19 protein-coding genes are annotated in these 24,447 nt (G+C 65.3%); 10 read left to right on the forward strand and 9 right to left on the reverse strand.

Annotated elements, in window-relative coordinates; genetic code table 11:
- Window positions 1-313 precede the first annotated feature (313 nt).
- Complete coding sequence (locus tag ACFQX9_RS19310; RefSeq protein ID WP_018454891.1) at window positions 314-1,768, forward strand: cell wall hydrolase; 1,455 nt, start codon at window positions 314-316, stop codon at window positions 1,766-1,768.
- 4 nt (window positions 1,769-1,772) lie between these two features.
- Here ACFQX9_RS19310 and nadC read toward each other — a convergent pair whose 3' ends face one another.
- From nadC to nadA, 3 genes are read right to left on the reverse strand one after another with little or no spacing between them, the layout of a single operon-like run.
- Window positions 1,773-2,651, reverse strand: a complete 879-nt coding sequence (nadC, locus tag ACFQX9_RS19315) for a carboxylating nicotinate-nucleotide diphosphorylase (protein WP_377790096.1) — start codon at window positions 2,649-2,651, stop codon at window positions 1,773-1,775.
- Window positions 2,652-2,662: 11 nt separating this feature from the next.
- Complete coding sequence (locus ACFQX9_RS19320; protein ID WP_377790098.1) at window positions 2,663-4,264, reverse strand: L-aspartate oxidase; 1,602 nt, start codon at window positions 4,262-4,264, stop codon at window positions 2,663-2,665.
- 9 nt (window positions 4,265-4,273) lie between these two features.
- The gene (nadA, locus tag ACFQX9_RS19325) at window positions 4,274-5,380 is read right to left on the reverse strand and encodes a quinolinate synthase NadA (RefSeq protein ID WP_377790099.1); all 1,107 of its coding nucleotides are present in this window, start codon (window positions 5,378-5,380) and stop codon (window positions 4,274-4,276) included.
- A gap of 328 nt (window positions 5,381-5,708) precedes the next feature.
- Between nadA and ACFQX9_RS19330 the strand changes: the two genes are divergently transcribed.
- From ACFQX9_RS19330 to ACFQX9_RS19370, 9 genes are all read left to right on the forward strand, one after another.
- The gene (locus ACFQX9_RS19330) at window positions 5,709-6,962 is read left to right on the forward strand and encodes an MFS transporter (RefSeq protein WP_377790101.1); all 1,254 of its coding nucleotides are present in this window, start codon (window positions 5,709-5,711) and stop codon (window positions 6,960-6,962) included.
- Window positions 6,963-7,002: 40 nt separating this feature from the next.
- Window positions 7,003-7,989, forward strand: coding sequence for an MDR family oxidoreductase (locus tag ACFQX9_RS19335; protein ID WP_085352604.1), 987 nt, complete (start codon window positions 7,003-7,005; stop codon window positions 7,987-7,989).
- Window positions 7,990-8,101: 112 nt separating this feature from the next.
- A complete protein-coding gene (locus ACFQX9_RS19340; RefSeq protein WP_026233672.1) occupies window positions 8,102-8,701 on the forward strand; it encodes a hypothetical protein in 600 nt (199 codons plus the stop codon).
- A 159-nt stretch (window positions 8,702-8,860) separates the two neighbouring features.
- On the forward strand, window positions 8,861-9,112 hold the full coding sequence (locus tag ACFQX9_RS19345; protein WP_007594936.1) for a DUF6894 family protein: 252 nt from the start codon (window positions 8,861-8,863) through the stop codon (window positions 9,110-9,112).
- Window positions 9,113-9,163: 51 nt separating this feature from the next.
- On the forward strand, window positions 9,164-9,289 hold the full coding sequence (locus ACFQX9_RS19350; protein WP_377790104.1) for a hypothetical protein: 126 nt from the start codon (window positions 9,164-9,166) through the stop codon (window positions 9,287-9,289).
- Between the two features lie 29 nt (window positions 9,290-9,318).
- Window positions 9,319-11,052: a methyl-accepting chemotaxis protein gene (locus ACFQX9_RS19355; protein WP_240543332.1), complete on the forward strand. Its 1,734-nt coding sequence runs from the start codon at window positions 9,319-9,321 to the stop codon at window positions 11,050-11,052.
- A gap of 416 nt (window positions 11,053-11,468) precedes the next feature.
- Window positions 11,469-13,538 (forward strand): methyl-accepting chemotaxis protein, encoded by a 2,070-nt coding sequence (locus tag ACFQX9_RS19360; RefSeq protein ID WP_247363582.1) that lies wholly within the window; start codon window positions 11,469-11,471, stop codon window positions 13,536-13,538.
- Between the two features lie 206 nt (window positions 13,539-13,744).
- A complete protein-coding gene (locus ACFQX9_RS19365) occupies window positions 13,745-15,715 on the forward strand; it encodes a methyl-accepting chemotaxis protein (RefSeq protein ID WP_026233670.1) in 1,971 nt (656 codons plus the stop codon).
- 281 nt (window positions 15,716-15,996) lie between these two features.
- Window positions 15,997-17,685 (forward strand): methyl-accepting chemotaxis protein, encoded by a 1,689-nt coding sequence (locus ACFQX9_RS19370; protein WP_377790107.1) that lies wholly within the window; start codon window positions 15,997-15,999, stop codon window positions 17,683-17,685.
- Window positions 17,686-17,688: 3 nt separating this feature from the next.
- Here the strand turns inward: ACFQX9_RS19370 and ACFQX9_RS19375 are convergent, their stop codons facing one another.
- The 6 genes from ACFQX9_RS19375 to ACFQX9_RS19400 form a co-directional block, all read right to left on the reverse strand.
- The gene (locus tag ACFQX9_RS19375) at window positions 17,689-20,397 is read right to left on the reverse strand and encodes a DUF2339 domain-containing protein (RefSeq protein ID WP_377790109.1); all 2,709 of its coding nucleotides are present in this window, start codon (window positions 20,395-20,397) and stop codon (window positions 17,689-17,691) included.
- 49 nt (window positions 20,398-20,446) lie between these two features.
- Entirely contained in the window at window positions 20,447-21,415 is a 969-nt protein-coding gene (locus ACFQX9_RS19380; RefSeq protein WP_085352597.1) for an NAD regulator, read from the reverse strand.
- A 205-nt stretch (window positions 21,416-21,620) separates the two neighbouring features.
- On the reverse strand, window positions 21,621-22,127 hold the full coding sequence (locus tag ACFQX9_RS19385) for a tyrosine phosphatase family protein (protein WP_007607206.1): 507 nt from the start codon (window positions 22,125-22,127) through the stop codon (window positions 21,621-21,623).
- A gap of 144 nt (window positions 22,128-22,271) precedes the next feature.
- Entirely contained in the window at window positions 22,272-22,886 is a 615-nt protein-coding gene (locus ACFQX9_RS19390) for a YfbR-like 5'-deoxynucleotidase (RefSeq protein WP_085352596.1), read from the reverse strand.
- Window positions 22,883-23,509: a DNA-3-methyladenine glycosylase I gene (locus tag ACFQX9_RS19395; protein WP_085352595.1), complete on the reverse strand. Its 627-nt coding sequence runs from the start codon at window positions 23,507-23,509 to the stop codon at window positions 22,883-22,885. The genes ACFQX9_RS19390 and ACFQX9_RS19395 overlap by 4 nt, the downstream gene beginning before the upstream one ends.
- Window positions 23,506-24,387 (reverse strand): folate-binding protein YgfZ, encoded by an 882-nt coding sequence (locus ACFQX9_RS19400; protein ID WP_085352594.1) that lies wholly within the window; start codon window positions 24,385-24,387, stop codon window positions 23,506-23,508. Before ACFQX9_RS19400 ends, ACFQX9_RS19395 begins: the two co-directional genes overlap by 4 nt.
- Window positions 24,388-24,447: the final 60 nt, after the last annotated feature.

Raw genomic sequence — 24,447 nt, forward strand, 5'->3', positions numbered from 1 at the left:
GGATGGCCCGCCTTCGCGGGCATGGCGGCTGTGGTCGAAGTGGCGATGGAACCGCGCGCGTCCCGTAATGACACGTGCGCGCAAGAGTTCCTTCACCATTCGCGTTGACCAGTTGTTTACCCCTTCGCGTGAGGGCGCATTTACCAAGGCGCATCATCGCCCCGTGAAAACACCTGCGATTGCTTGCGTGTGCCGCATGCTCAACGCCGATTAACGCCCCAGCAACCTAAATTAGATACTCACGATAAAGATCGAATTGCACGGATGTACTGCGGCTCGATTTTTCTAGCGTAAGCGTAGCGTGAGCGTATCGATGTTTTTGTTGCGTACCCATCCGAAGGGCGCGCGGTTCGCGTCCTTCGGCATCGGTCTCTGCATCTTCGCATTGATGCCGAGAGAGACCGGCTATCAGGACATTGCCTCGCTGCTGGCGCGCCAACCCGGCGTCGCGGAGCGTTGGCAGAAGCAGGTTTTCTCTGCTGCGTCCTCCATACAACTGGCCACTTACAGTTTTTCCCGGCCGATCGGCACTTCGGCTCCGCAGAGCGCGATGGTTCGTCTCGCGAGCCTCGACGGCCGCGACGTCACCGGCGCGATCAGCCGCAATCCGGCGCTGCAGGCGCCGCCCCGCTACCAGGCCGCCGATTTTCCCAAGGTCGATCGCTCCATGAAGGGTGACCGCCTCGCAACGGTCACACCGACGCAGGCTCCCGAAGCGGGCGCGCCGACGGCAGCGCCGACGCAGGAGGATCCCGCGACGTCGAACAGCTCGGTGTTCGGCGCCAAGACCGTCGCGCTGCCGCAGGCGATGTCGCCGGAATCCGCGGCCGCGCTGGATCCCGAACTCGCGGAGGCGCTGCGTGCGCCGCCGCTGCCGCAATACACCAATGCGCCACAAGCCAGCGACGCTGCGCGCTCGCTCGCGCTCCAGCCGCTCGAAGCGCTGAAGCAGGCCACCATTCCGGCTGCACCGCCGCGCGATCCGTTCCGGGTCAAGACCTCGAGCCTGTTCTTCGGCAGCTCCTCGCTCGGAGGCAACGTCGAGAGCATCGAGAGCTGGCAACCCGGTGCGGAGCCGCTGATCGTGATGCCCGACCCCGACATGAAGGTGACGGCGTCGCTATCGCCGCCGTCGGAGGATATTGCGAAGGATATCGAAAGCGGCGAGAGCGTCGCGCCGAAGGGTGAGGTCAACGTCGACAATCAGCGCGCCAGATCGCCGGCGGAACGGCTCGCGCTCGACGACAAGTCGCGCGCGAAGTCCGAAAAATGCCTCGCGGAGGCCGTCTATTTCGAGTCCCGCGGCGAGGCCGTGCGCGGTCAGATGGCGGTTGCGCAGGTGGTGATGAACCGCGTGTTCTCCGGCAAATACCCGGACACCGTGTGCGGCGCCGTCTATCAGAACAAGCACCGCCATCTCGCTTGCCAGTTCACCTTTGCCTGCGACAACAATGCCGACGTGATCCGCGAGCCCGAGATGTGGGACCGTGCGAAAAAGATCTCGAAGGCCATGCTCGACGGCCAGATCTGGCTGCCCGAGGTCGGCAAGTCCACGCACTACCACGCCTATTGGGTGCGCCCGTCCTGGGTCGCCGAGATGAAGAAGATGTACAAGACCGGCGTCCACACCTTCTATCGCCCACGCGCCTGGGGCGATGGCAGCGAAGAGCCGAGCTGGGGCACCCCGGCGCAGACCGCCGCGCTCTCCGCCGAGCTCACTCAGCAAGCCAAGAGCTCCGCCGAGATGGGCGCGACCGAGCGGCGGTAGCGCCTCACGCCTCGATATCCAGCGCGCAGTCGAAATTTGGCGCCGAATGCGTCAGCGCACCCGCCGACGCGTAGTCAACGCCGGTCGCCGCGATGGCAGCGATCGAGTCCAGCGTGACACCGCCGGATGCCTCCAGTTCGAGGCGTCCCTCGTTGATCCCAACGGCTTCGCGCAGCGTCGCAATATCCATGTTGTCGAGCAGCACGGCGTCGGCAAGGCCGGTGTCGAGCACCTCGCGCAACTGCGGAAGCGTGTCGACCTCGATCTCGATCTTGACGAGATGGCCGGCCTGGGCGCGGGCGCGCTCCAGCACGGGACGGATGCCGCCGGCGACCGCGATGTGGTTGTCCTTGATCAGGATCGCGTCGTCGAGCCCGAAGCGGTGATTGAAGCCGCCGCCGCAGCGTACCGCGTATTTCTCCAAGGCGCGCAGCCCCGGCGTGGTCTTTCGCGTGCAGCAGATTCTCATCCGGGTGCCCTCGGTGCGCGCGACATAGTCCGCCGTGAGCGTCGCAACGCCCGACAGGCGGCCGACGAAATTCAGCGCGGTCCGCTCCGCCGTGAGGATGGCGCGTGCCGGCCCCGAGATCGTCAGCACCTGCTGCCCGCGGGCGACGCGCGCGGCGTCGCGAACATGTGCGCGTATCTCGATGTCGGGCGAAAGCTTTTGCAAGGTGGCGAGCGCCAGTGGCAAGCCGGCGATCACGCCGGACTGCCGCGCGACCAGGATTGCTTGCGCCTTCGTTGCTTCGGGGATCGTCGCAAGTGAGGTGATGTCGCCGGCGCGGCCGAGATCCTCATCGAGCGCGCGCAGCACGGCCTCGTCGATCGCGAGCGGGGAGAGGAAGGCGTCGGGATAAAGCAGAGAATTCGGGGTGATCATGGCAGACTCCGTCAGGCGGTCATCGGTTGCGCCGTGCGCGGTGTCGGGCGTTCGCACAGGCTGTCCGCGATCTCGCGCACTGCTGCGAGCGTCGTCATCGTGCGTTGCGCGAGGGGGGGCACGTCCGCCGCATGGTCGGAGCGGAAGTGCGCGCCGCGGCTCTCGCGCCGGTTCCAGGCTGACGCCACCACGAGCAGGGCTGCCGTTGCCATGTTGCGGACCGCGATGCTCGTGGCCTCGCGTTCGAGCGCGGCGAAGCTGCGAACCGCGTCCGCAAGCCCGTCACCATTGCGGATCACGCCGACATGCGTGCTCATCAGCATCCGCAGCCGCTTCACGGCCGCAGCATCCGGCGCGCCGTCCCGCGGCGTCGGCACGTCCGCAAGACGTGCGGGCGAGGGAGTGGTGCGGCCGGCGATGTCGTCGGCGATGCGCGCGGCGTAGACCACGGCCTCCAACAGCGAATTCGACGCAAGCCGGTTCGCGCCATGCGCGCCGGTGGACGACGCTTCGCCGCCGGCCCAGAGCCCGTCGATCGAGCTGCGGCCGCGATCGTCCACCGCGATGCCGCCCATGTGATAGTGCGCCGCCGGTGCGATCGGGATGGCCTGCGTGGCGGGGTCGATCCCAGCGGCGATGCAGCTTGCATGGACGGACGGGAATCTGTCGCCAAAACGTGCGCCCAGCGCTTGCCGCGCATCGAGAAAGGCGCCGCGCCCGGCCGAGATCTCCGCGAACACGCCGCGGGCCACGATGTCGCGCGGAGCGAGCTCGGCGAGCGGATGGCGCGCCGCCATGAAATGCTCGCCACGGCCGTTGATCAGCGTCGCGCCTTCACCGCGCAGCGCTTCGGTGGCGAGCGGCGCGGGATCGCGACCGACCATGATGGCGGTCGGGTGAAATTGCACGAACTCGGGATCTGCGATCACCGCGCCCGCGCGTGCGGCGATCGCAAGGCCGGATCCGCTGGCCTCGCGCGGATTGGTGGTGACAGCATAGAGATGGCCAATGCCGCCCGTGGCCAGCACCACCGTCCGCGCGGCGAGTAGGATCGGCCGTGCGGCGAAATTGTCGGCTTCGCTCAACTGAAGGCCGGTGACGGCGCCGTCCTCGGTCAACAGCGCTTCGGCGACGAATCCTTCGATCAGCCGGATCGACGGCGTGCGCCGCACGGCATCGCTCAGCGCCGCGATGATGGCGGCGCCCGCGCCATCGCCACGCACATGTACGATACGCCGCGCCGAGTGTGCGGCCTCGCGCCCGACTGCGAGCCTGCCTTCGAGATCGCGGTCGAACGGCACGCCATAGGCGAGAAGGTCGTGAATTCGCGGTGCCGCCTCGCGCGCGATCCCGAGTGCGATGGCTTCGTCGACGATGCCGCCGCCGACCGCAATCGTATCCGCGGCATGCGCTTCCGGCGTATCGCCGTCGGCCACGGCCGCGGCGATGCCGCCTTGCGCCCATGCGGACGACGCGCCCTGTCCAAGCGGCGCAGCCGAGATCAATGTCACCGGCCGCGGCGCGAGTTTTAGCGCGCAGAACAATCCGGCAAGGCCGCCGCCGACGATGATGACGTCGTCGGAGCGGGGGAGCGTGTTGATGTTGTTTGTCATGGCTTTATCTCAATTCTTCAAATTGATCATCCGCACGACCGAGCGCCTCGCGCGTTCCGCGAGCGCGGGATCGATCGTCACTTCCTCGCGAAGCGTCAGCAGGCTCTCCAGAATGTTGGCGAGCGTGATGCGTTTCATGTGCGGGCAGATGTTGCAGGGGCGCAGCATCTCCACATCGGGCAGCTCGGCGCGGACATGGTCGGCCATCGAGCATTCCGTGATCATCACCAGCCGCCGCGGCCGCCGCTCGCGCACCCAGTTGATCATGTGCGCGGTCGAGCCCGTGAAATCGGCCTCGGCCAGCACGTCCGGCGGGCATTCGGGATGAGCGATGATCTGCACGGAGGGATCGGCCTCGCGGTAGCTGCGCAGCTCGGCGCCAGTGAAACGCTCGTGCACCTCGCAGGCGCCCTTCCAGGCAATGATCTTCACGTCGGTCTTCGAGGCCACGTAAGTGGCGAGATAGCGGTCGGGCAGGAAGATCACGCTTGGTGCGCCGAGGCTTTCGACCACCTGCACCGCGTTCGACGAGGTGCAGCAGATATCGACCTCGGCCTTCACCTCCGCGGAGGTGTTGACATAGGCAACGACAGGCACGCCGGGGAATTTTTCGCGGAGCAGGCGGACGTCGGCGCCGGTGATGCTGGCAGCGAGCGAGCAGCCGGCGCGCGTATCAGGAATAAGCACCGTCTTGTCCGGATTGAGCAGTTTCGACGTCTCCGCCATGAAGTGCACGCCGCACTGGACGATGATGCCGGCCTTCACCCTGGTGGCTTCGACCGCGAGCTGGAGCGAATCACCGCCGATGTCGGCGACGCAGTGGAAGATCTCCGGCGTCTGGTAATTGTGCGCGAGGATCACCGCGCCCCGGGCCTGCTTCAGCTCGTTGATCGCCTTGATCGTCGGGGCCATCAGCGGCCATTCGATCGGCGGGATGACACGTTTCACGCGCTCGTAAAGCGGTGCGGTGGCTCGCTCGACCTCCGGCGTCCATTCCAGTGAAGGCATCGGCAGCGAAGGTCCGGTTCGCGACTGCTTGGCCTGTGCCGGGGTGATGACGTGGCCCTGCGGCCGGTTGGCAAAGTCGTCGGGGCCGTAAATTCCAGTTAGCGGCATCCAAGCCTCCCGTGCATGTCATTTGTACTCATTTTGAGCATATATAAAGCCTGAGAAATCCGGCCGACAGGCCGGGGGATCATTCGATATGCTCGATATGAGCAAATATAAAATAACACGTCGTGTTGGGAGCCGCCAGATCTTGCCGCACACGTTTCCGTTAAGTCGCGCCCGGCGCGTCGGCTGAGGCCGCGAGGAAATGCAATGCTCCCGCGCCAGCTCTTCGCGGAATGCAATCGTTTTTGACTTGGGGTTTCCATGCAGATGCATTAAACGAGCTGGCTCGCGGCCGCCATTTGCGAATCCGCGACCACGCACGAGGAACAGCATGTCGATACAGATGGGTGAGCTCGGTTCGGTCTCCCGTTCCTCCTCCTGGCGCACGCCGGCGATCATCATTCTCTGCGGCTGCGCGATCGGGATGCTCGGGTTCGGCCCGCGCTCGGCGCTGGGCTTCTTCGTACAGCCGATGAGCCATGAATATGCCTGGGGCCGCGACGTGTTCGGCCTCGCGATCGCGTTTCAGAATTTGCTGTGGGGACTGGGCCAGCCCGTCGCCGGCGCGGTCGCCGATCGCTTCGGCCTGTTCCGGGTGATGTGCGTCGGCGCTCTGCTCTATGCCGGGGGCTTGCTCCTGATGCGCTACTCATCGACGCCGCTGTCGCTCAACATCGGCGCTGGTGTCATGGTCGGCTTCGGTCTCGCCGGCTGCTCGTTCAATCTGGTGCTCTCGGCCTTCACCAAGCTCTTGCCGGCCGAGAAGCGCGGCCTTGCGCTCGGCGCCGGCACTGCGGCGGGATCGTTCGGGCAATTCCTGTTCGCGCCGATCGGTGTGGCCCTGATCGACAATTTCGGCTGGCAGCAGGCGCTCACCGTGTTCGGCTTCCTGATGCTGCTGATCATCCCGTTGTCGCTGGCGCTCTCGACGCCGCCGGTCGCAAGCGCGGCAAACGCGGCGCCTGCGGACCAGCAGACCTTCACCAAAGCGCTCGCGGAAGCCTTCGGCCATCGCTCCTACGTGCTGCTGGTGCTCGGCTTCTTCACCTGCGGCTTCCAGCTTGCCTTCATCACGGTGCATCTGCCGGCCTTCCTGGTCGATAGCGGCATCTCCACGCAGATCGGCGGCTGGGTGATCGCGGCGATCGGCCTGTTCAACATCATGGGATCGCTCAGCGTCGGCTATCTCCAGAACAGCCTGCCCAAGCGCTACATCCTCTCGACCATCTATTTCACCCGCGCGCTTGCGACGCTTGCCTTCATCTCGTTTCCGATCACGCCGTTCTCGGCGATTGCGTTCGGCGCGGTCTCCGGCCTGACCTGGCTGTCGACCGTGCCACCGACCTCGGCACTGGTCGCGATCATGTTCGGCACGCGCTGGTTCGCCACGCTCTATGGCTTCGCCTTCGTCAGCCATCAGGTCGGCGGCTTCCTCGGCGTCTGGCTCGGCGGCATCGTGTTTGAGCGGTTCGGTTCCTACACGCCGATCTGGTGGCTCTCGATCCTGTTCGGCGTGCTCTCGGCGCTGATCAATCTTCCGATCGTGGAGAAACCGGTCCAGCGGGCGGTTGCGCAGCCTGCCTGATCGGCTAAACATCCCCTGAAACAAGTCAGGGAGTTTTGCTGTGGCGACGTTCAAGGCGATCCGGATCGACAAGGCGGACAAGGGCACCACCGCGCAGCTCACGCAGTTCGACGAAGCCGAACTGATGGAGGGCGACGTCACCGTCCGCGTGGAATGGTCGACGTTGAACTACAAGGACGGCCTTGCGCTCACCGGCAAGGCGCCGGTGGTGCGCCGCTTCCCGATGATTGCCGGCATCGACTTCGCCGGCACCGTCGAGCAGTCCTCGCATCCGCAATGGAAGGCGGGCGATAAGGTTGTCTGCACCGGCTGGGGCATGGGCGAGACCCATCTTGGCGCCTATGCCGAGAAGGCGCGGGTGAAAGGCGACTGGCTGGTCGCTCTTCCGCAGGGCCTATCGGCGCGCGACGCCATGGCGATCGGCACTGCCGGCTTCACCGCGATGCTGTCCGTGCTGGCGCTGGAGAAGCACGGAGTGTCGCCGAACAGCGGTCCGGTCGTGGTGACGGGGGCTGCAGGCGGCGTCGGCTCGGTTGCGACCGCCGTGCTCTCGAAGCTCGGCTATCACGTCATCGCCTCCACCGGACGTGCGTCCGAAGCGGACTATCTGAAAGAGATCGGCGCGGCTGAGGTGATCGACCGCAACGAATTGTCGGCGGCCGCCAAGCCCATCGCCAAGGAGCGCTGGGCGGGTGGCGTCGACAGCGTCGGCTCGACCACGCTCGCAAACCTGCTGTCGATGACGAAGTACGGCGGCGCGATCGCGGCCTGCGGCTTGGCTGCCGGCATGGACCTGCCGTCTTCCGTCGCACCCTTCATTTTGCGCGGGGTGTGCCTTCTCGGCATCGATTCCGTGATGTGCCCGATCGAGCCGCGGAAAGCTGCCTGGCAACGCCTGGCGTCCGATCTGGACCGGTCAAAACTAGCTGAAATTACTCACGAAATTCCGCTTTCTGAAGTTCCGGAGTGGGGCGCGAAAATCCTCGCCGGCCAGGTCCGCGGTCGCACCGTTGTAAAAATTGTCTAACGGCGTTCAGACTTTACCAACCATGCTGCTTCAATGTCGCCATGGTTAGTATGGTAAGCAGCAGGTAAAGAGATAAGGCATAGCCCGCTGCGGGGTTGGTTCGGAGTTGAGCATGCTTGCGCGTATTGTGTTGGGGGCGGTCACGGCGGTAGCGACGCTTACGCCGGCCATTGCTGGAAGCATGAACGCCGATGAGGCGCGCCGCTTCGTCGCCGGGAAGGTGTTTGCTTTCACCTGCTTTGACGGCACCCGGGGCGCGGGCCGCATCATGGACGACCTCGGCGCCGCCGGCGCCGTGCAGTTCTCGGGTGCAGGTCCGGTGAAACATCTCCGCCTGCCCGGCAACACGCTGCAGATCCGCGGCCAGAACGTCTGCGCCTCGATCAAGGGCATTCCGTTCGAGCCCTGTTTCAACCTTGAAAAGACCGACGATCGCAGTTTCCGCGGCTCGGTATCGGGGATGGGCTTCGCCTATTGCGACTTCCATCACCAGGGCGGCAACCAGATGCTGATGGCGCGGGCCGTCGCGCGGCCGCGCTCGCTGCGCACCTCGGAACACACGGGTTCGGTCGGCACGCCCAACACCGAAGTCGCCGCGCGTGTCGAGACCCCGCGCGTCGAGAGTAGCCGGCTCGAGCCGGTGAAGCCGCAAGTTAAATCGGAGCCCGCCAGGGACGACGCCCCGCTGGAGCTGCGCCGCTCGACCCAGTGAGTTGGCTGCGCGCGTCCGCGCACTTTGTCGTTGAGAGCTGCCATCAGACACGAAGCCGCCGCGCCGTAGTCATACGGACGGCGGCTTTCATGCGTTGGTAGCTGTTCGCGCCCCAGTTTAGGTACGGCCGGGGGCGCGGCCCGATAAAAGGGTTCAACGATGTCGCTGTACTTCTTCCGTATCAGCACGGGCCGCTATTCCGGTGCTGCCGACCAGCCATATGAGTTCGAGGACCGCGCCGCGGCCTGGACCGAGATGACCGAAGTCTGTGCCAATTTGCTCGGCGGCATCTCGCGCGGCCTGAAACAGGACGCCGAATGGCGCATGGAGCTGCTCGACGAGAACAAGGAGCCGGTGTTCCGGATCAGCTTGATTGGCGAGAGCCAAAAGGCCCTTGGTCGCACTGGCTAGAAATCGGGCATCCTACCGCCGCGTGTGGTTAACCTGTTAAGCGCGCGGACCGTGCCGTTTTTCAAGGGATTTTCCGATAAGTCCGGTATTTGTCCGGGGGCGATCGTTAACCAGATCACCACACCTGAAGCTCAGTTTTTAGGCAAGGCGATCAACGCCGAGGGCGGCCGACAATGACTTGGCCGCGCAACCCGGGAAACGCCCTCATGTCGAGACTCATCCAGAATCTGCAAATCGGTACCAAGCTCGCGCTCGCTTCGGCGTTCGGCGTTGTTCTCGTCGGCGCCATGATCGCGAGCCAGGTCATCGGCAACAACAACGTGCGGCATTCCAACCAGGCCGCGCTTGCGCAGCAGGAATTGGTGCGCGAGGCTACCGAAGCCAAGCTTGGGATACGCGGCTTGCAACTCGCCGTACGGGACATGCGTCTCGCCAACAATCAGGGTGACTTGCAAAAGGCGAGCGAGCTTCTGCTGGAGCGGTCGAAAGCACTGAACGGCGTTGTCGATTCCATGCTCAGGTTGTCGCACGCCCCGGAAAACCGCGCGCGGATGGAGAAGCTCAAGTCTACGTCGGCCGATTACCTGAAGGGCGCGCAGCAGAACGCCTCTGTTCGCAGCGAGGCCATTGCGGTTGCGGCCACGGACCCCGTCCGCGCCGCCAAGATTTCCGAGGAAGGCGCGCGCCAGATCCGCGAGGTGACGCTGCCGCTTGCCACACAGCTGGACAATTTGACCAGCGAGATTGCCGATTTCGCCAAGCACAAGAGCGATGAAGAAATCGCTGCCGCGAGCCAGGAGATGGCCGTGAGCGAGCGTCTCGGCATGGTGGTCGGTGCGTGCGCCGTGCTCGTCCTCATCGGTTCGTGGCTGATGTCCTTCCTGACCATCGCGCGGCCGATCCGCGCGCTCACGGTTGCCATGGACAAGCTCGCTGGTGGTGACTTCTCTGTTGTCCTGCCGGGTCTCGGCCGCAAGGACGAGGTCGGCGGTGTCGCCGCGGCCGTCGAGAAATTCAAGGTCGTGTCGGAGCAGAAGGCGCGCCAGGAAGCGGAAGCCAAGATGCGGCAGGACCAGGTGGCGGCCGAGCAGCGCAAGGCCGATATGCGCAAGCTTGCTGATAGTTTCGAAGGCGCCGTCGGCGAGATCGTCGATACGGTGTCGTCGGCCGCGACGGAGCTCGAGGCTTCGGCCTCGACGTTGACCTCGACGGCGGAGCGGGCACAGGAACTGACGATAGTTGTGGCTGCGGCCTCCGAGGAGGCGTCGACCAACGTGCAATCGGTGGCGTCGGCCACGGAAGAGCTGTCGTCTTCAATTACGGAGATTAGCCGCCAGGTGCAGGAATCGGCGCGGGTCGCGAGCGAGGCGGTTACCCAAGCCCGAACCACGACCGACCGTGTCGGAGAATTGTCCAAGGCGGCGGCTCGCATTGGCGACGTGGTCGAGCTGATCAACACCATCGCCGGCCAGACCAACCTGCTGGCGCTTAATGCCACCATCGAGGCGGCACGCGCCGGCGAGGCCGGTCGCGGCTTTGCCGTGGTGGCTTCCGAAGTGAAGGCGCTTGCCGAGCAGACCGCGAAGGCGACCGGCGAGATCGGCCAGCAGATTTCCGGCATTCAGGCCGCGACGCAGGACTCCGTCGCCGCCATCAGCGCCATCAGCAACACCATTGAAAAGCTGTCCGAGATATCGTCCACGATCGCGGCGGCCGTCGAGGAGCAGGGCGCGGCGACGCAGGAGATCTCGCGCAACGTGCAGCAGGCGGCCGAAGGCACCCATCAGGTCTCGTCCAACATCACCGACGTGCAGCGCGGTGCAGGCGAAACCGGCTCGGCATCGTCGCAGGTGCTGGCAGCCGCGCGGTCATTGTCCGGCGACAGCAACCGCCTCAAGCTCGAGGTCGGCAAGTTCCTCGACACCGTGCGCGCCGCCTAAGAACCTCGTTCCAGACAGTTCGGAAGACGCCCTGCCTCCTCAGGCGGGGCGTTTTTGCATCCTGATCTTCGCCGCGAACGTCTCGCGCATGACTTCGGCGAACGTCGGCTGCAAAAGCAAACAGTGGCGACCTCAAGCTGAAATTTACAACTTTCTGGCGAGATTATCTCTTCCATTTCAACTGTTTGGGTTGAAATCTCAGTATTTCTCCGAGCCCTCCCGTTAACCAGAATGAGTAACCCTAAGGAATAGATTCTCCGGCAAGGGCGATCAACGTCCATGCAGCCGGCAAGGACTTGGCTGCGTGTTTCCTTTGGGGGAAACGTACCATGTTGAGCCCTGCTCATCATCAGCAGGTCCGAACTCAGTCCGCCAGCGCGTGGAGTCGGCTCGGACATGTTCGGATCGGCACGATCTTGCCGATCATCATCTCTGCCCTGGTCGTGCTTGGGTTGGCCTCGGCCGGATTCATCGCCTATGAGGCCGTCCTCAAGAGGCGAGAGTCCGAGGCATTCCTGAAGGTCAATGCAGTTGCGCAACTGCTGCTGCGCAGCGCAGGACATTGGGCGATTGAACGCGGGCTGACCAACGCCGTGCTGAAGTCTCCTGATGTCGTCAGTGCCGAGCGCCGTGCGGAAATCGCAAAGGCGCGCGCGACGGCCGACGAGGCCTTTCGCCAAGCCGTCCTCGATATCAGCGCGATTTCCGAAATGACGGCGGGGCAAAGACAGATTGCGGACGCAGCGACGAAATTCGAGGCGCTGCGTCTCCTGCGTGAGAAAGCCGACGCGGGAATGTCGCGCTCGCGCGTCGAACGCGAGCCTGACCTCGTAGATGGCTTCGCGCCAACGATTACGGAGGTGATCGACGTCGCGAGCAACCGCTTGCGGCTGACGCTCGAAACACTCACCAGCCCGCCCGTGGCAAGGCTGGCCCAGCTCATCGGCTTGCGACATCTGACAGCTCAGATGGTCGAGAATGCTGGAAGGGAGCGGGCCCTGCTGGCTGGGGTCGTCGGTGCGCGCGCGAAGCTCGGGATGGAGGGCTATGAGCGCCTTTCGGCGCTGCGGGCCAAGGTCGAACTCGCATGGGACACGGTATTGCCGGTGCGGCTGCGTTCGGACCTCGCCCTGCAGATCGGCGAGGCGATGACGGAGGTCGAGAAATCCTATTTTGGTGCCTACGGTGAAACGCGGGTGACTGTGCTCGCCGGTGGCGAAGGCGGGGACTACAGAATCACGGGACCCGAGTACTTCACGCGGGCCACCGCCGGCATCAATGCAGTGCTGAAGCTCGGTGAAGCCATTGGCGCGGCCGCTGACCGCGAAGCCACGATGCAGGCAGAGGTCAGCACTCGTAATTTTGTTTTCACAGTTGTGTTGCTCTGCGCCTCGGTGATGCTCGCTGGCCTCAGTTTCTGGATCACCTTTGGCCGGATCCTCAAGCCGCTTTCAGCCATTTCGGTTGCGATGCGTGGGCTCGCCAATGGCGACTTCACGACGGTCGTGCCTGGCACCTGCCGAGGTGACGAGGTCGGCGAGATGGCGCGGACCGTTGAAGTCTTCAAGCAAAACGGCCTCGAAGTCGAACGCATGCGCGGCGATCACGCTGCGGCCGAGAGCCGGGCAGCCGAGCAGCGCAAGGCGGAGATGCGGAAGCTGGCCGACGGCTTCGAAGCCGCGATCGGGGAGATCGTCGACACCGTCTCCTCGGCAGCGACCGAGCTCGAAGCCTCGGCGTCGACCCTCACATCGACCGCGGAGCGAGGGCAGCAGCTCACGACCATGGTTGCGGCGGCCTCCGAGGAGGCGTCCACCAACGTGCAAGCGGTGGCGTCGGCCACCGAGGAGCTGTCGTCTTCTATCACCGAGATCAGCAGGCAGGTACAGGAATCGGCCCGCGTGGCCAACGAAGCTGTCGGCCAAGCGCGTGTCACCACTGAGCGCGTCAGCAAATTGTCCAGGGCGGCGACGCGGATCGGCGACGTGGTCGAGCTGATCAACACCATCGCGGGTCAGACCAATCTCCTGGCGCTCAACGCGACCATCGAGGCCGCGCGCGCCGGCGAAGCCGGTCGCGGCTTTGCGGTTGTGGCCTCCGAGGTCAAGGCACTCGCCGAACAGACCGCAAAGGCCACTGGCGAGATCGGGCAGCAGATCGCCAGCATCCAGACCGCGACCGAGCATTCGGTCGGCGCAATCAAGGACATCAGCGGCACTATCGAGAAGCTCTCGGAGATTTCCTCTACCATCGCGGCTGCCGTGGAAGAGCAGGGCGCGGCGACACAGGAAATCTCCCGCAACGTGCAGCAGGCGGCGGAAGGCACCCATCAGGTCTCGGCCAACATCACCGATGTGCAGCGCGGCGCGAACGAGACCGGCTCGGCGTCGTCGCAGGTGCTGGCGGCGGCCCAGTCGCTCTCTGGCGACAGCAACCGCCTCAAGCTCGAGGTCGGCAACTTCCTCGATACCGTGCGCGCAGCATGACGCGGTCGCCGTCACCAATCATCGATCGACTACAACCGCCGCGCGAAGACGCGCGGTGGTTCGCATGCGTTCGCAGTTGGATGTCGCGGCGCGATGAGCCGCACGGTTAACCTTCCGGAAAACCGATGCAGTCATGATCTCCGCAATATTCCGGGTGCCGAGTCGCCCTCCTCGTATTGCGTATCAATCGTATTGGAGCACATTCCATGAGTGGCCCTTCCATTCGTCTCACCCATAAGGTCATGGCGATCGGACTGTTCGGATTGTTGGGTCTCGTCGCCTTCGGCGCGATCTACGAGATCGGCAGTCTCTCCCAGGACGCCTCCCGCGAGATTGCCAACCGCGCTCGTGCGATCGCTGACCTCGACAAGCAGCTCTCGATCGAGATGCTGGAGGCCCGCCGCAACGAGAAGAACTTTCAGCAGCGCCGCAACGAGAGCTACGCCAAGGCACATGCCGAATTGATCGGGCCGATCAATCGCGACTTCGACGAGGTGGAGCGGCTGATGTCGGCCGGCGGCTTGGGCGCGCTGTCCGACCGGATGAAGCAGGCCCAGGACGGCTTCAAGCGATACGCGTCGGACTTCGGCGCATTGGTGGCCGCGGAGACCCGGCTCGGCCTAAACGAGACTCTGGGCCTCTCCGGCTCGCTCCGCGCCGCCGTGCACGACATTGAGGCCAAGCTCAAGGAGATCGACGATCCCAGGTCCACGAGCTGGATGCTGATGATGCGCCGGCACGAGAAGGACTTCATGCTGCGGCGCGACCCAAAATACATCGCCGAGATGAAGAAGGCCGCGGTCGAATTCTCCAAGGCGATAGAGGTCGTCGCAATCCCTACGGCAGTGATGAACGACATCACAGCCAAGCTGCAGAAATATCAATCCGAGTTCACGGCGTGGGTGGAGACGGCGCAGCAAACTGCGGCCCTCGACGCCAGCATGATGAAAACGTTCCGTGGGTTAGAACCGAGCATGATCGAGGTGCGCAACACAGTCGAAGACCTCTACAGGAAGGCCGACGTTGCGGAAGCTGCGACCCGCGATGCCGTGCGCATGTGGATGATGGTCGCCTTCGCCATTGCCGTCGTCGTGCTCGCCGCGGTGGGCTTCCTTCTGGGACGTTCGATCTCGAAGGCGCTTGCCGGCATGGTCGGCGCGATGACGCGGCTTGCGCGCGGCGAGCTTTCGATATCCGTTCCGGGCATCGGGCGCAAAGACGAGATCGGCGAGATGGCCGGTGCCGTCGAGGTGTTCAGGACCAATATGGCGGAGGCCGAGCGGCTGCGCACCGAGCAGGTCGAAGCTGAGGCGCGCGGGCGCCAGCAGCGCAAGGCCGACATGCACCGGCTCGCCGATACTTTCGAAGGCGCGGTCGGCGAGATCATCGATACTGTTTCGTCGGCGGCAACCGAGCTGGAGGCCTCGTCAAATACGCTGACGCAGGCTGCCGAGCGCGGCAACGGGCTTGCCACGGTCGTGGCGGCCGCCTCCGAAGAGGCCTCCGCGAACGTGCAGTCGGTGTCTGCAGCGAGCGAGGAAATGACCTCCTCGATCTCCGAGATCAGCCGTCAGGTGCAGGAATCGGCCCGTGTCGCCGACGTGGCGGTCGGGCAGGCCCAGCGCACCAATGCACGCGTCGCCGAACTGTCGAAGGCCGCCGCCCGCATCGGCGACGTGGTCGAACTGATCAACACCATCGCCGCCCAGACCAACCTGCTGGCGCTCAACGCGACGATCGAGGCGGCGCGTGCCGGCGAGGCCGGCCGCGGCTTTGCCGTGGTCGCTTCCGAAGTGAAGGCGCTCGCCGAGCAGACTGCGAAGGCCACGGGCGAGATCGGCCAGCACATCGGCGCGATCCAGACCGCGACGGAAGACTCCGCCGGTGCGATCAAGGAGATCGGCGACACCATCGCGCGGATGTCGGAGATCTCGTCAACCATCGCCGCCGCGGTCGAGGAACAGGGTGCCGCCACGCAAGAGATCTCCCGCAACATCCAGCACGCCGCGAATGGCACCTCCGAAGTCTCGGCGAACATCGGCGATGTCCAGCGTGGCGCAGGCGAAACCGGGGCGGCCTCGGCGCAGGTGCATTCGGCTGCGCAATCGCTGTCGCAGGAGAGCCACCGGCTGAAGAGCGAGGTCGCGCGCTTCCTGGATTCGGTACGGGCGGCGTGACAGCCGTCGCCTTCCGCACATTGCGTCGCAAGTGGACAGGTCGCGTCGCAGCATCAGTTGGCTGTGCAGCTGCACAGTTGGTTGCGGGAGAAATAACGACCGTCAGCGCTGTCCCGTAATTTTACGTAGGGCCCTGTTAACGCCTGCTTGCGACTATGTGTGCAATCTTACGGGACAAGAACCAGCCAGCATTGTTGAACTGACCTCCGTCTCGCCATCTTCGTGGCGGTTTGCGGCGCGGACAATTTGCGCGTTGCCAGGTAACATCGGGATTTGTCGTGATGTCGAAATTGTCGATCGTCTTCAAGCTTCTGGCCGTGTTGTCGGTCCTGGTCCTTTCGCTCGCCGGCGTTGGCGTGACGGCGATCGGCACCATGCAGAACATCAATTCCCATACGGTCGAGATCGCGGAGAGTTGGCTGCCCAGCGTGCGCGCGCTCGGCTCGCTTCGCGCCGACATTAACGAGCTGCGCGTCGCGCTCCGTCTGCATCTGATGCAGGACAGCGTTGAGGGCAAGGACGCCGCCGAGAAGCGCTTGGCCTCGCTGCGCGCGCGCATCGACCAGACCCGCAAGGTCTACGAGCCGCTGATCACTTCCGCCGAGGAGCGCTCGCTCTATGGGCAATGGAGCACGGCGTGGGCCGAGTATCTGAACGGCGTGCAGGACGTGATGGCACTGTCGCGCAAGGGCGTTGGCCGTTTCCCGGTCGACGCCAACGAGCTGCTGCAGACCAAGGTTGCGAAGATGGCCCAGGCCGCCGATCCCCTGCTCCAAAAGGGCATCGAGCTCAACAACCGCGGTGCCGAGCTTGAGACGAAGCAGGCCGCCGACAGCTACGCCATGATCTTCCGCGTGCTGGTCGGCATCATCGTGCTCTCGGTTGTAATCGCGATCGGCGCCGCCTATTATCTCGTGCGCGACGTTTCTCGCGGCATTGCCTCAATCATCCGCCCGATGCAGTCGCTCGGCGAGGGCGACCTCTCGGCCGACGTTCCGCATCGCGGCGAGAAGACCGAAATCGGTTCGATGGCAGATGCGCTGCAGATCTTCAAGGAGGCGCTGATCGCCAAGAAGGCCGCCGACGAGGCCGCTGCGCGCGACGCCGAAGTCAAGATCGAACGCGGTCGCCGCGTCGATGCCATCACCCGCAAGTTCGAAGCCATGATCGGCGAGGTGGTCGGGACCGTCTCCTCGGCCTCGACCGAGCTCGAGGCCTCCGCCTCGACGCTGACCAACACCGCGCAGCGCGGACAGGAACTCGCGACCGTCGTCGCAGCCGCCTCCGAGGAAGCCTCGACCAACGTCCAGGCGGTGGCATCCGCTTCGGAGGAGCTGTCGTCCTCCATCACCGAGATCAGCCGCCGCGTGCAGGATTCGGCGCGGATGGCGGCGGAGGCCGTCGAGCAAGCGGCGCGGACCAACGACCGTGTCAATGCGCTGTCGCAGGCGGCGTCCCGCATCGGCGACGTCGTCGAGCTCATCAACACCATCGCGGGCCAGACCAATCTGCTGGCGCTGAACGCGACCATCGAGGCCGCGCGTGCCGGCGATGCGGGCCGCGGATTCGCGGTCGTCGCCTCCGAGGTCAAGGCGCTGGCCGAGCAGACCGCGAAAGCGACCGGTGAGATCGGGGCGCAGGTCTCGGGTATCCAGGCGGCGACGCAGGAATCGGTCATTGCCATCCAGGAGATCGGCGGCACCATCGAGCGGCTCTCCGAGGTGGCTGCGGCCATTGCCGCCGCCGTCGAGGAGCAGGGCGCGGCCACGCAGGAAATCTCGCGTAACGTGCAGCAGGCCTCGGTCGGCACGCAGGAGGTCTCGTCGAACATCACCAACGTGCAGCGCGGTGCGATCGAGACCGGCGAGGCTTCGACCGAGGTATTGTCGGCGGCGAAATCGCTGGCGACCGACAGCACCCGTCTCAAGGTCGAGGTCGCGCAGTTCCTGGAATCGGTTCGCGCGGCCTGACGCTCACGTGCTCGTCTGCGGAGCCGGCGGCGGTGCGATCTGCCGCCGGAACAGGATACGCTGGTAGAGCCAGCCGATCGCGACCAGCACGATGCCGAGGCACATGAACGATAGCGCGCGGTAGACGCCCGTCAGCGTCGACATGTCGATGACGAATGCTTTCAGGATCGTCAACGCGATCACGACGGCCGATGCCAGCCGCGCCCGCTCCGAATTGACGAGAATGCCGACGCCGAGCAGCACCACGCCGAAGCCGAGCCAGCCGATCGAATAGGTATATTGCTCGGCGCCCGTCGTCGCCCCGGAGGAGAGGATCGGGCCGTGATAGAAGCGGCGGATCTCCAGCGTGACATAGGTCAGCGCGAACAGCAGCGCGCCGCCTGCAATCGTGTTGGCGTAGGCCTTGCCGCGTTCGCCGGCCACGGCATAGGACAAGAGCAGCATCAGCACCGCCGGCAGCGCGTAGCCGAGCAGCAGCAGGTTGAACACGGCGCCACCGACGTCGGTGCGCCATAGCAGCGGGTTCTCCAGGAGCAGGAGGCCGAACACGCCGACGAGCCCGCCGATCACCGTGAGCACGACCGCGCCGACATTGTGCACGACGCTGCGGCTGCGCAGTCGCAGGCGCTCCAGCCCGATCGCCAGGGCGAGCGTGATGCAGACCTGGAGGGCGAATTCGAGCAGAGAGGGTGCTGACGTCATGTTGCCGCCGGTCGCAAAATGGCGGATCTCCATGAAGGCGAGCAGCGCGGTGAACAGGATCGCGGCGCTCTCGAGCATGCGCAGCGGGGCGTCGTCGGCGCGGCGGCGCAGGAACAGGCTCGCCGCCCAGAACGATGCCGCCGGCAGGCCGTAACCCCACAACAGCCAGTTGAAGATCGGCGTGGTTCCGACGGCGTCGCCGACGATGCGCGGATCATAGCCGATCCGAGCGGTGACGAGGCCGGCGAAGATCGCGGCGAGCCAGCGCAGGAACGGGATCGGCCGCTGCATCGAGATCCAGGCGGTGCCGAGCGACATCAGCGCCAGTGCGATCGTGAGCCAGCCCTTCTCCAGCGCAAACGTCAGCGCCAGGGCCAGCGCACCGAGCGTGCCGGTCGCGAACAAGGCCGTGGAGATCATGGCGCCCGGCCGGGTCTCGCGGCGCGCAAGCGCTTCGGTGGCGGCGCCGAAGGCGGCGGCGAGCAGCACCGCGAGGATGGCGAACGGGATCGAGCGATCGAGATGCGCGATGCGTGCGTAGAGCGCGACCAGGATCGCGATCGGCGTCGCGACCCCCGCGACCGACCACACCACCGGAATGATCGCCGAGTTCGAACGTCCCTGCGCGAGGAAGCCCGCGATGCCGAAGCCGGCGGCGAAGATCGCCGCCATCACCAGATGCAGCGTCACCGCGCTATCGATCGCCGTCGGTGCGATGCCGGCCATGGGACCGCCCGGCAGCACGAGCATGTCAGGATTGGCGCGCACCGCCCATTCGGCGAACACGACGAAGACGGTCGCGGCGGCGGCGCCGAGCGCGCCGGTGGCCGCCGGCGCGCGCCAGGCGACAAGCAGCGTCGCGCCGACCAACAGCGTGAAGGCCATCAGCGCCAGGTCCGCATGGGCGCTCGACAGCACGATCAGCATCGCGCCGAACAGATAGGCACCGAGTGAGCCCGACGAGACCGGCTCGATCTCACCGTCCTCGATCGTCGGGCCGAACATGAAGCCGCAGACCACGAGAAGAGCGGCAAGAACGAATCCTGCGATCACATGGAAAGCGTGCGGCGCGACCTGCAGGTCGCTGGTATCGAGCCCCGGAAAGATCCAGAGCACGGCGAAGGCGATTGTCGTGACCGCAAGCCAACGCCACAGCCGGATACGGGCAAGGCCGAAGCTCGCGGCGGTGACGACGGCGAGATAGATGTAGAGCGCCCAATAGTCCGGCTTGCCGCTGGAGACGAGGATCGGCGTCACGAAGGCGCCGACCACGCCGAGGCCGGCGAGCGCGGGCCCGTGCAGGAGCGCGGCAGCCAGCGTGCCGAGCGCGACGAGGCCGAGCAGGACGAAGGCGGTCGCGGGCACGAGGAAGCCATAGAGCGCGTACGCCGCGTAGATGGTCGCAAATGCCACCGCCGTACCGGCTGCGGTGAGGATAGCGGGAATGTTGGCGATCGGCAGCGCGGCGATGTTGGAGATGCTCTCCTTGCGCCGTGACCATTCGCCGGCGCCCAGCAGCGCCAGCGCGAACACGCCGCCAAGGAACACGCGCACGCCGGGGCCAAGGAGGCCAGCCTCGATCGAATAGCGCACCATGAAGAAGCCGCCGAGCGCGAGCGCCAGGCCGCCGATCCAGACTACCCAGCGCGTGCCGAGCCGTTCCTCGAACCCGGGCGCGGGTGCGGGCAGCGGCGGCGTCGCGTCGGCCTCGGTGCTCGCTTCGAGCGGAGGCGGTGAAATATCTTCGGTGACGAGCGGGGGCGGCGCCTCGGCTTCCGGTTCGGCTTGGGGCACAAGCGGCGGCGGCGCTGCGGAAGTTGTGGGGGGCGCGTCAGCCCACACATCTGCGGGGATCAGCGGCGGCTGCACGGGCCGTTGCGCGCGGAACATCTCTTCGAGCGAGCTTAGCCGTCGTCGCAGTTCAGCCGCCTGGCTGGAAGCCTTGATCGCGATGATGAAGGCGATGATCGCAATGATCAGCGCGAAGACGTCAAACGGGCCGTCAGACATAAAGCCTCCAGGCAACCGGCGGGCAGGGGCCGATCACGCATATCTCGGGTTAGCGCCGGGAGCGTACGCGCAAGCCCGGCGCGGGTCGCTCCTGAAGCACGTCGCGACGGAAGCGGTAGAGCGCCGCCGGACGTCCGCCCGTCTGTGTCGACATCACCCCGGTCGGTTCGACCAGGGCTTCCATTTCGACCAGGCGGCGGAAATTTTGTTTGTGCAGGTGTCGGCCGGAGATCGCCTCCACCGTATACTGCAATTCGGTAAGTGTGAATTCGGCGGGCAAAAGTTCAAAGACCACAGGACGATACTTCAGTTTTGCACGCAGTCGCGCGACCGCTGTCGCAAGAATCCGGCGGTGGTCGAAGCGCATGGATGTGCCGAGCGCGGACAGCGCCTTGCGCGCTAATGCCGCAGGGCGACCGTCGCGCCGCGCTTCCTCGACCAGCCCTGCCTCGTACAGGAGCTCGTAGCGGTCGAGCACGCGCTCCTCGTCCCAGGACGCGCCGTCGAGACCGAAATAGAACCGCACCCGATCCTTGCGCGGCAATGCGCGCGTCGTCTCCGGCGTCTCCTCTTCGGCCCAGCCGGTCAATGCCGGGATGATGTCGTCCGCGATGATCGCGGGCGGCCCCTCGCGCCAGTCCTCCCAAGGCAGGAAGCGATACCACGGCGCGAAGCTCGCACTCGTGGCTGCCAGTTCGCCGCCGAAGGCGCGCGTCAGTGCGAGATAGCCGATCGACACCATGTGCGCGCCGGTGTCGCCAGCCTCGGCATGCCGGCCGCGATCGCCGAACGTGTAGAGCTGCTCGACATAGCCGAGCCGCAGGCCCGTCTGTTCCTCGACCCACGCCCGCAGCCCGATCTCGAAAGTGCGATGGCTCGGCGCATCGAACGGGCCGAACGGCAGGCCGGCCAGGCCGTCACTGTCGCGCGCGGTGAGGATCAGCGGTTCGTGATCCTCGATCGCGACGATCGCGGCGGTCAGGCCGATCTCGATCGGCGTCAGCAGCTTTTCGCTCATGCGATGGCGATCGCCGGTGCGGCCGTGAACTGGTCATGCCCGGGCTTGTCCCGGGCATCCACGTTCTTCGTGCCGCAGCAAAGGTCGTGGATGGCCGGGACAAGCCCGGCCATGACGATGTGGAGGCGTCTGCGTAAAGGCTCGCATGCGATTGCTCTGCTCGCAAGCGGGAGAGGGGGCACACCTGTGCTGTGGTGCGCAACTGTCATTCGAGCTCGATCACGAAGGGGCGGCCCTCGACCATCATCGCGCCCGGGCCCATCTCGTCGAGTGCGCGCAGCATGCGGCCGTTGCGCCCCAGCGCACGGTCGGCAAGGCCGACGATGCGGCGGTTCGGTGAGGCGATCGGGGACGCCGCCCGGATCTTCTTCGCGATCTCGGTCTCGTCGCGATTCGGATTGAGTGCGCACACGGCGGCAAAGGCGCTCGCGGTGGAGCGGCTGATGCCGGCATAGCAATGCACCACCAGCGGCGCGTCGCGGTCCCAGCCGCGCACGAAGTTCAGCACCTGCTCGATATGCGTTTCCGACGGCGCGACGAAGCCGTCCATCTCCTCGGTGATGTCGTCCATCGACACCTTGAGATGGTTGGCCGGCAGCACCGACACCGGCCGCGCCACCTGTTCGACATTGGCCATCACGGTCAGCACGTGGCTGGCCTTGGTGAGGCGGACGGTTTCGGGAAGGGCGGCGAGGGAGCAGACGTGGATCATGGCGGACCTTTTTCCGCAGATTATAGCGAGCGTTGGCGGGGTGGGCAAAGCGAAGCGTACCCACCACTTTCGTCTCATTGCGCAAAACAGTGGGCGGCAAGGGCCCCTTTGCCCGCCCTGCAGGACTCTAACCCACGACAACGATCACGCAAACACGGCGCCAAACCGCTCCAGAAACTGCTTCTCGGCCCGGGCAGCCGTCCAGGGGGTGAGATAGTCGCGCCGGACGCTGTCGGACAGGCCGGGATCCTTGCCGAACAGGCGCTTGGCCTCGCTCTCGCTGAAGCCGGCAAGCGTCGTTGCCTCCAGATAGGCCGCGCCGCGATCGGCGGCCTTGATCGCCAGCGTGATCTCGTCCGGCAGTACCGGCGGCAGGCCAAAGCGGATGTGAATCGCGCCGAGCAGACGTTTCTCGACCGCCTTGTAATGACCGTCGAGCACGGCCTTGAACGGCGAGATCATGTCGCCGATCACATATTCGGGCGCGTCATGCAGCAGCGCGGCAAGCCGCATGCGCTGATCCACGCGGGGATTCTCGTGCCGCATCACGGTTTCGACCAGCAGCGTATGCTGCGCGACAGAGAAGATGTGTGCGCCGATGGTCTGGCCGTTCCAGCGGGCAACACGCGCCAGCCCATGCGCGACGTCGGCGATCTCGATATCGAGCGGGGAGGGATCGAGCAAATCGAGCCGCCGGCCCGACAGCATGCGTTGCCAGGCGCGGGTGTCGGCGCCGCGGTCCGTCTTCTTCGCGCTCATTTGGCCTTGAGGCGCGGCTTGCGCTGCGACTTGCCGCAGCTCGCGTGACAATGGCAGTCGACGAGATGATCGTTGACCATGCCGGTCGCCTCCATGAAGGCATAGACGATGGTCGGGCCTACGAATTTGAAGCCGCGCGAGGCCAGCTCCTTGGAGATCTGCATGGAGAGCGGCGTCGAGGCGGGCACGCTCGCGGTGGTCTTGAAATGATTGACCTTGGGCCTTCCGTCCATGAAGTCCCACAGGAATTTCGAGAAGCCGGGGCCCTTCTCCATGATGTCGAGATAGGATTTCGCGCTTGATATCGCGCCGTCGATCTTGGCCTTGTTGCGCACGATGCCGGCATCGTTCATCAGCGCGTGAACCTTCTTCTCGTTGTAGCGTGCGATCTTTTCCGGCTGGAAATCGTCGAAGGCTTTGCGAAAATTGTCGCGCTTGCGCAGGATCGTGATCCAGGACAAGCCGGCCTGGAAACCGTCGAGGATCAGCTTCTCATAGAGCGCGCGGTCGTCATATTCCGGCACGCCCCATTCAGTATCGTGATAGGCGACGTAAAGCGGATCTTCGCCGGGCCAGGGGCAACGCGTCTTTCCGTCGGGATGCAGGCGAGGGGCACGGCTCATGCGATGGGTTGCTTCGTTGGAATGCGCACGACGTCTGGTTCCGCAAGCCTCACAGCGAGCCCACCGGCAGTCAGCGCCTGTCCCGCATCGAGCGCATCGGCGACGCGGTCGATGCGCACCAGCGCGATACCCTTTCCTTTCGCCGACGAGCCCATCGTGCCGACCGGCTTGTCGCCGGCCATGACGCTGACGCCGGGCTCAGGCGAGAGATCCTCGAGCAGCACCTTGACGCTGCGGGTGCGCGCGGTGCCGCGATGCTGCATGCGCGAGACGACCTCCTGGCCGACATAGCAGCCCTTGTCGAAATCGACGCCGGAAAGGCGGTCCATGTTGGTCTCGTGCGGGAACGCATCGCTGTAGGTGAAATCGAGCCCGCCGCGCGGCACGCCGAGCGCGATGCGGTGGGCCTCGTATGCGGCGGCGTCGACGAGTTCGGCGCCGATCAGATCGGACAGCTTCTGTTGGAGGTCTTGAGGGATCAGGATGCGATAGCCGAGGTCTTCATTGCGCGGATCGGCGAAGGCGAGGTCGGGCTGGGCCGCAGGCTTGCCGTCCCAGGCCGCGAGCACGCCGAGATCCTCGGACAGGTTTTCCACCGTGACCTTGGCGCGCAGCTTGTAGAATTTCAGCTTGGTGGCGAGGCCGTCGGCAAGCGGCTTCGGGCAATCGATCAGGAACCCGCCGCCATGGCCGGCAGGCGCTTCCGTGATCAGGAAATCCACGATGATCTTGCCCTGCGGCGTCAGCAGCGCGCCGAATCGGCCCAGGCCCGGCTTCAGCTTGTCGACATCGGTCGTGACGAGGCCATTGAGGAAGTTGCGCGCATCCTCGCCCGCGACCTTGATCACGCCCCGGTCCGGAAGAAACGCTGATTTCATACGAAAATCTCTTGCGACATGTTGCTCCGGAACGTAAGCCCGCAAGGCAAAAACGACAAG

Origin of the sequence: Bradyrhizobium sp. GCM10028915 (assembly GCF_042666195.1) — a bacterium.
Taxonomy (GTDB): Bacteria; Pseudomonadota; Alphaproteobacteria; order Rhizobiales; family Xanthobacteraceae; genus Bradyrhizobium; species Bradyrhizobium canariense_D.

Excerpts from the sequence above, each read along its gene's own strand:
- ACFQX9_RS19355 (WP_240543332.1), top strand. The coding sequence starts at position 9,319 with ATGTCGAGACTCATCCAGAATCTGCAAATCGGTACCAAGCTCGCGCTC.
- ACFQX9_RS19345 (WP_007594936.1), top strand. The coding sequence starts at position 8,861 with ATGTCGCTGTACTTCTTCCGTATCAGCACGGGCCGCTATTCCGGTGCT.
- ACFQX9_RS19330 (WP_377790101.1), top strand. The coding sequence starts at position 5,709 with ATGTCGATACAGATGGGTGAGCTCGGTTCGGTCTCCCGTTCCTCCTCC.
- ACFQX9_RS19310 (WP_018454891.1), top strand. The coding sequence starts at position 314 with ATGTTTTTGTTGCGTACCCATCCGAAGGGCGCGCGGTTCGCGTCCTTC.
- ACFQX9_RS19395 (WP_085352595.1), bottom strand. The coding sequence starts at position 23,509 with ATGAGCCGTGCCCCTCGCCTGCATCCCGACGGAAAGACGCGTTGCCCC.
- ACFQX9_RS19320 (WP_377790098.1), bottom strand. The coding sequence starts at position 4,264 with ATGACAAACAACATCAACACGCTCCCCCGCTCCGACGACGTCATCATC.
- ACFQX9_RS19390 (WP_085352596.1), bottom strand. The coding sequence starts at position 22,886 with ATGAGCGCGAAGAAGACGGACCGCGGCGCCGACACCCGCGCCTGGCAA.
- ACFQX9_RS19380 (WP_085352597.1), bottom strand. The coding sequence starts at position 21,415 with ATGAGCGAAAAGCTGCTGACGCCGATCGAGATCGGCCTGACCGCCGCG.
- ACFQX9_RS19400 (WP_085352594.1), bottom strand. The coding sequence starts at position 24,387 with ATGAAATCAGCGTTTCTTCCGGACCGGGGCGTGATCAAGGTCGCGGGC.
- ACFQX9_RS19385 (WP_007607206.1), bottom strand. The coding sequence starts at position 22,127 with ATGATCCACGTCTGCTCCCTCGCCGCCCTTCCCGAAACCGTCCGCCTC.
- ACFQX9_RS19375 (WP_377790109.1), bottom strand. The coding sequence starts at position 20,397 with ATGTCTGACGGCCCGTTTGACGTCTTCGCGCTGATCATTGCGATCATC.
- nadA (WP_377790099.1), bottom strand. The coding sequence starts at position 5,380 with ATGCCGCTAACTGGAATTTACGGCCCCGACGACTTTGCCAACCGGCCG.
- ACFQX9_RS19370 (WP_377790107.1), top strand. The coding sequence starts at position 15,997 with ATGTCGAAATTGTCGATCGTCTTCAAGCTTCTGGCCGTGTTGTCGGTC.
- ACFQX9_RS19365 (WP_026233670.1), top strand. The coding sequence starts at position 13,745 with ATGAGTGGCCCTTCCATTCGTCTCACCCATAAGGTCATGGCGATCGGA.
- ACFQX9_RS19340 (WP_026233672.1), top strand. The coding sequence starts at position 8,102 with ATGCTTGCGCGTATTGTGTTGGGGGCGGTCACGGCGGTAGCGACGCTT.
- nadC (WP_377790096.1), bottom strand. The coding sequence starts at position 2,651 with ATGATCACCCCGAATTCTCTGCTTTATCCCGACGCCTTCCTCTCCCCG.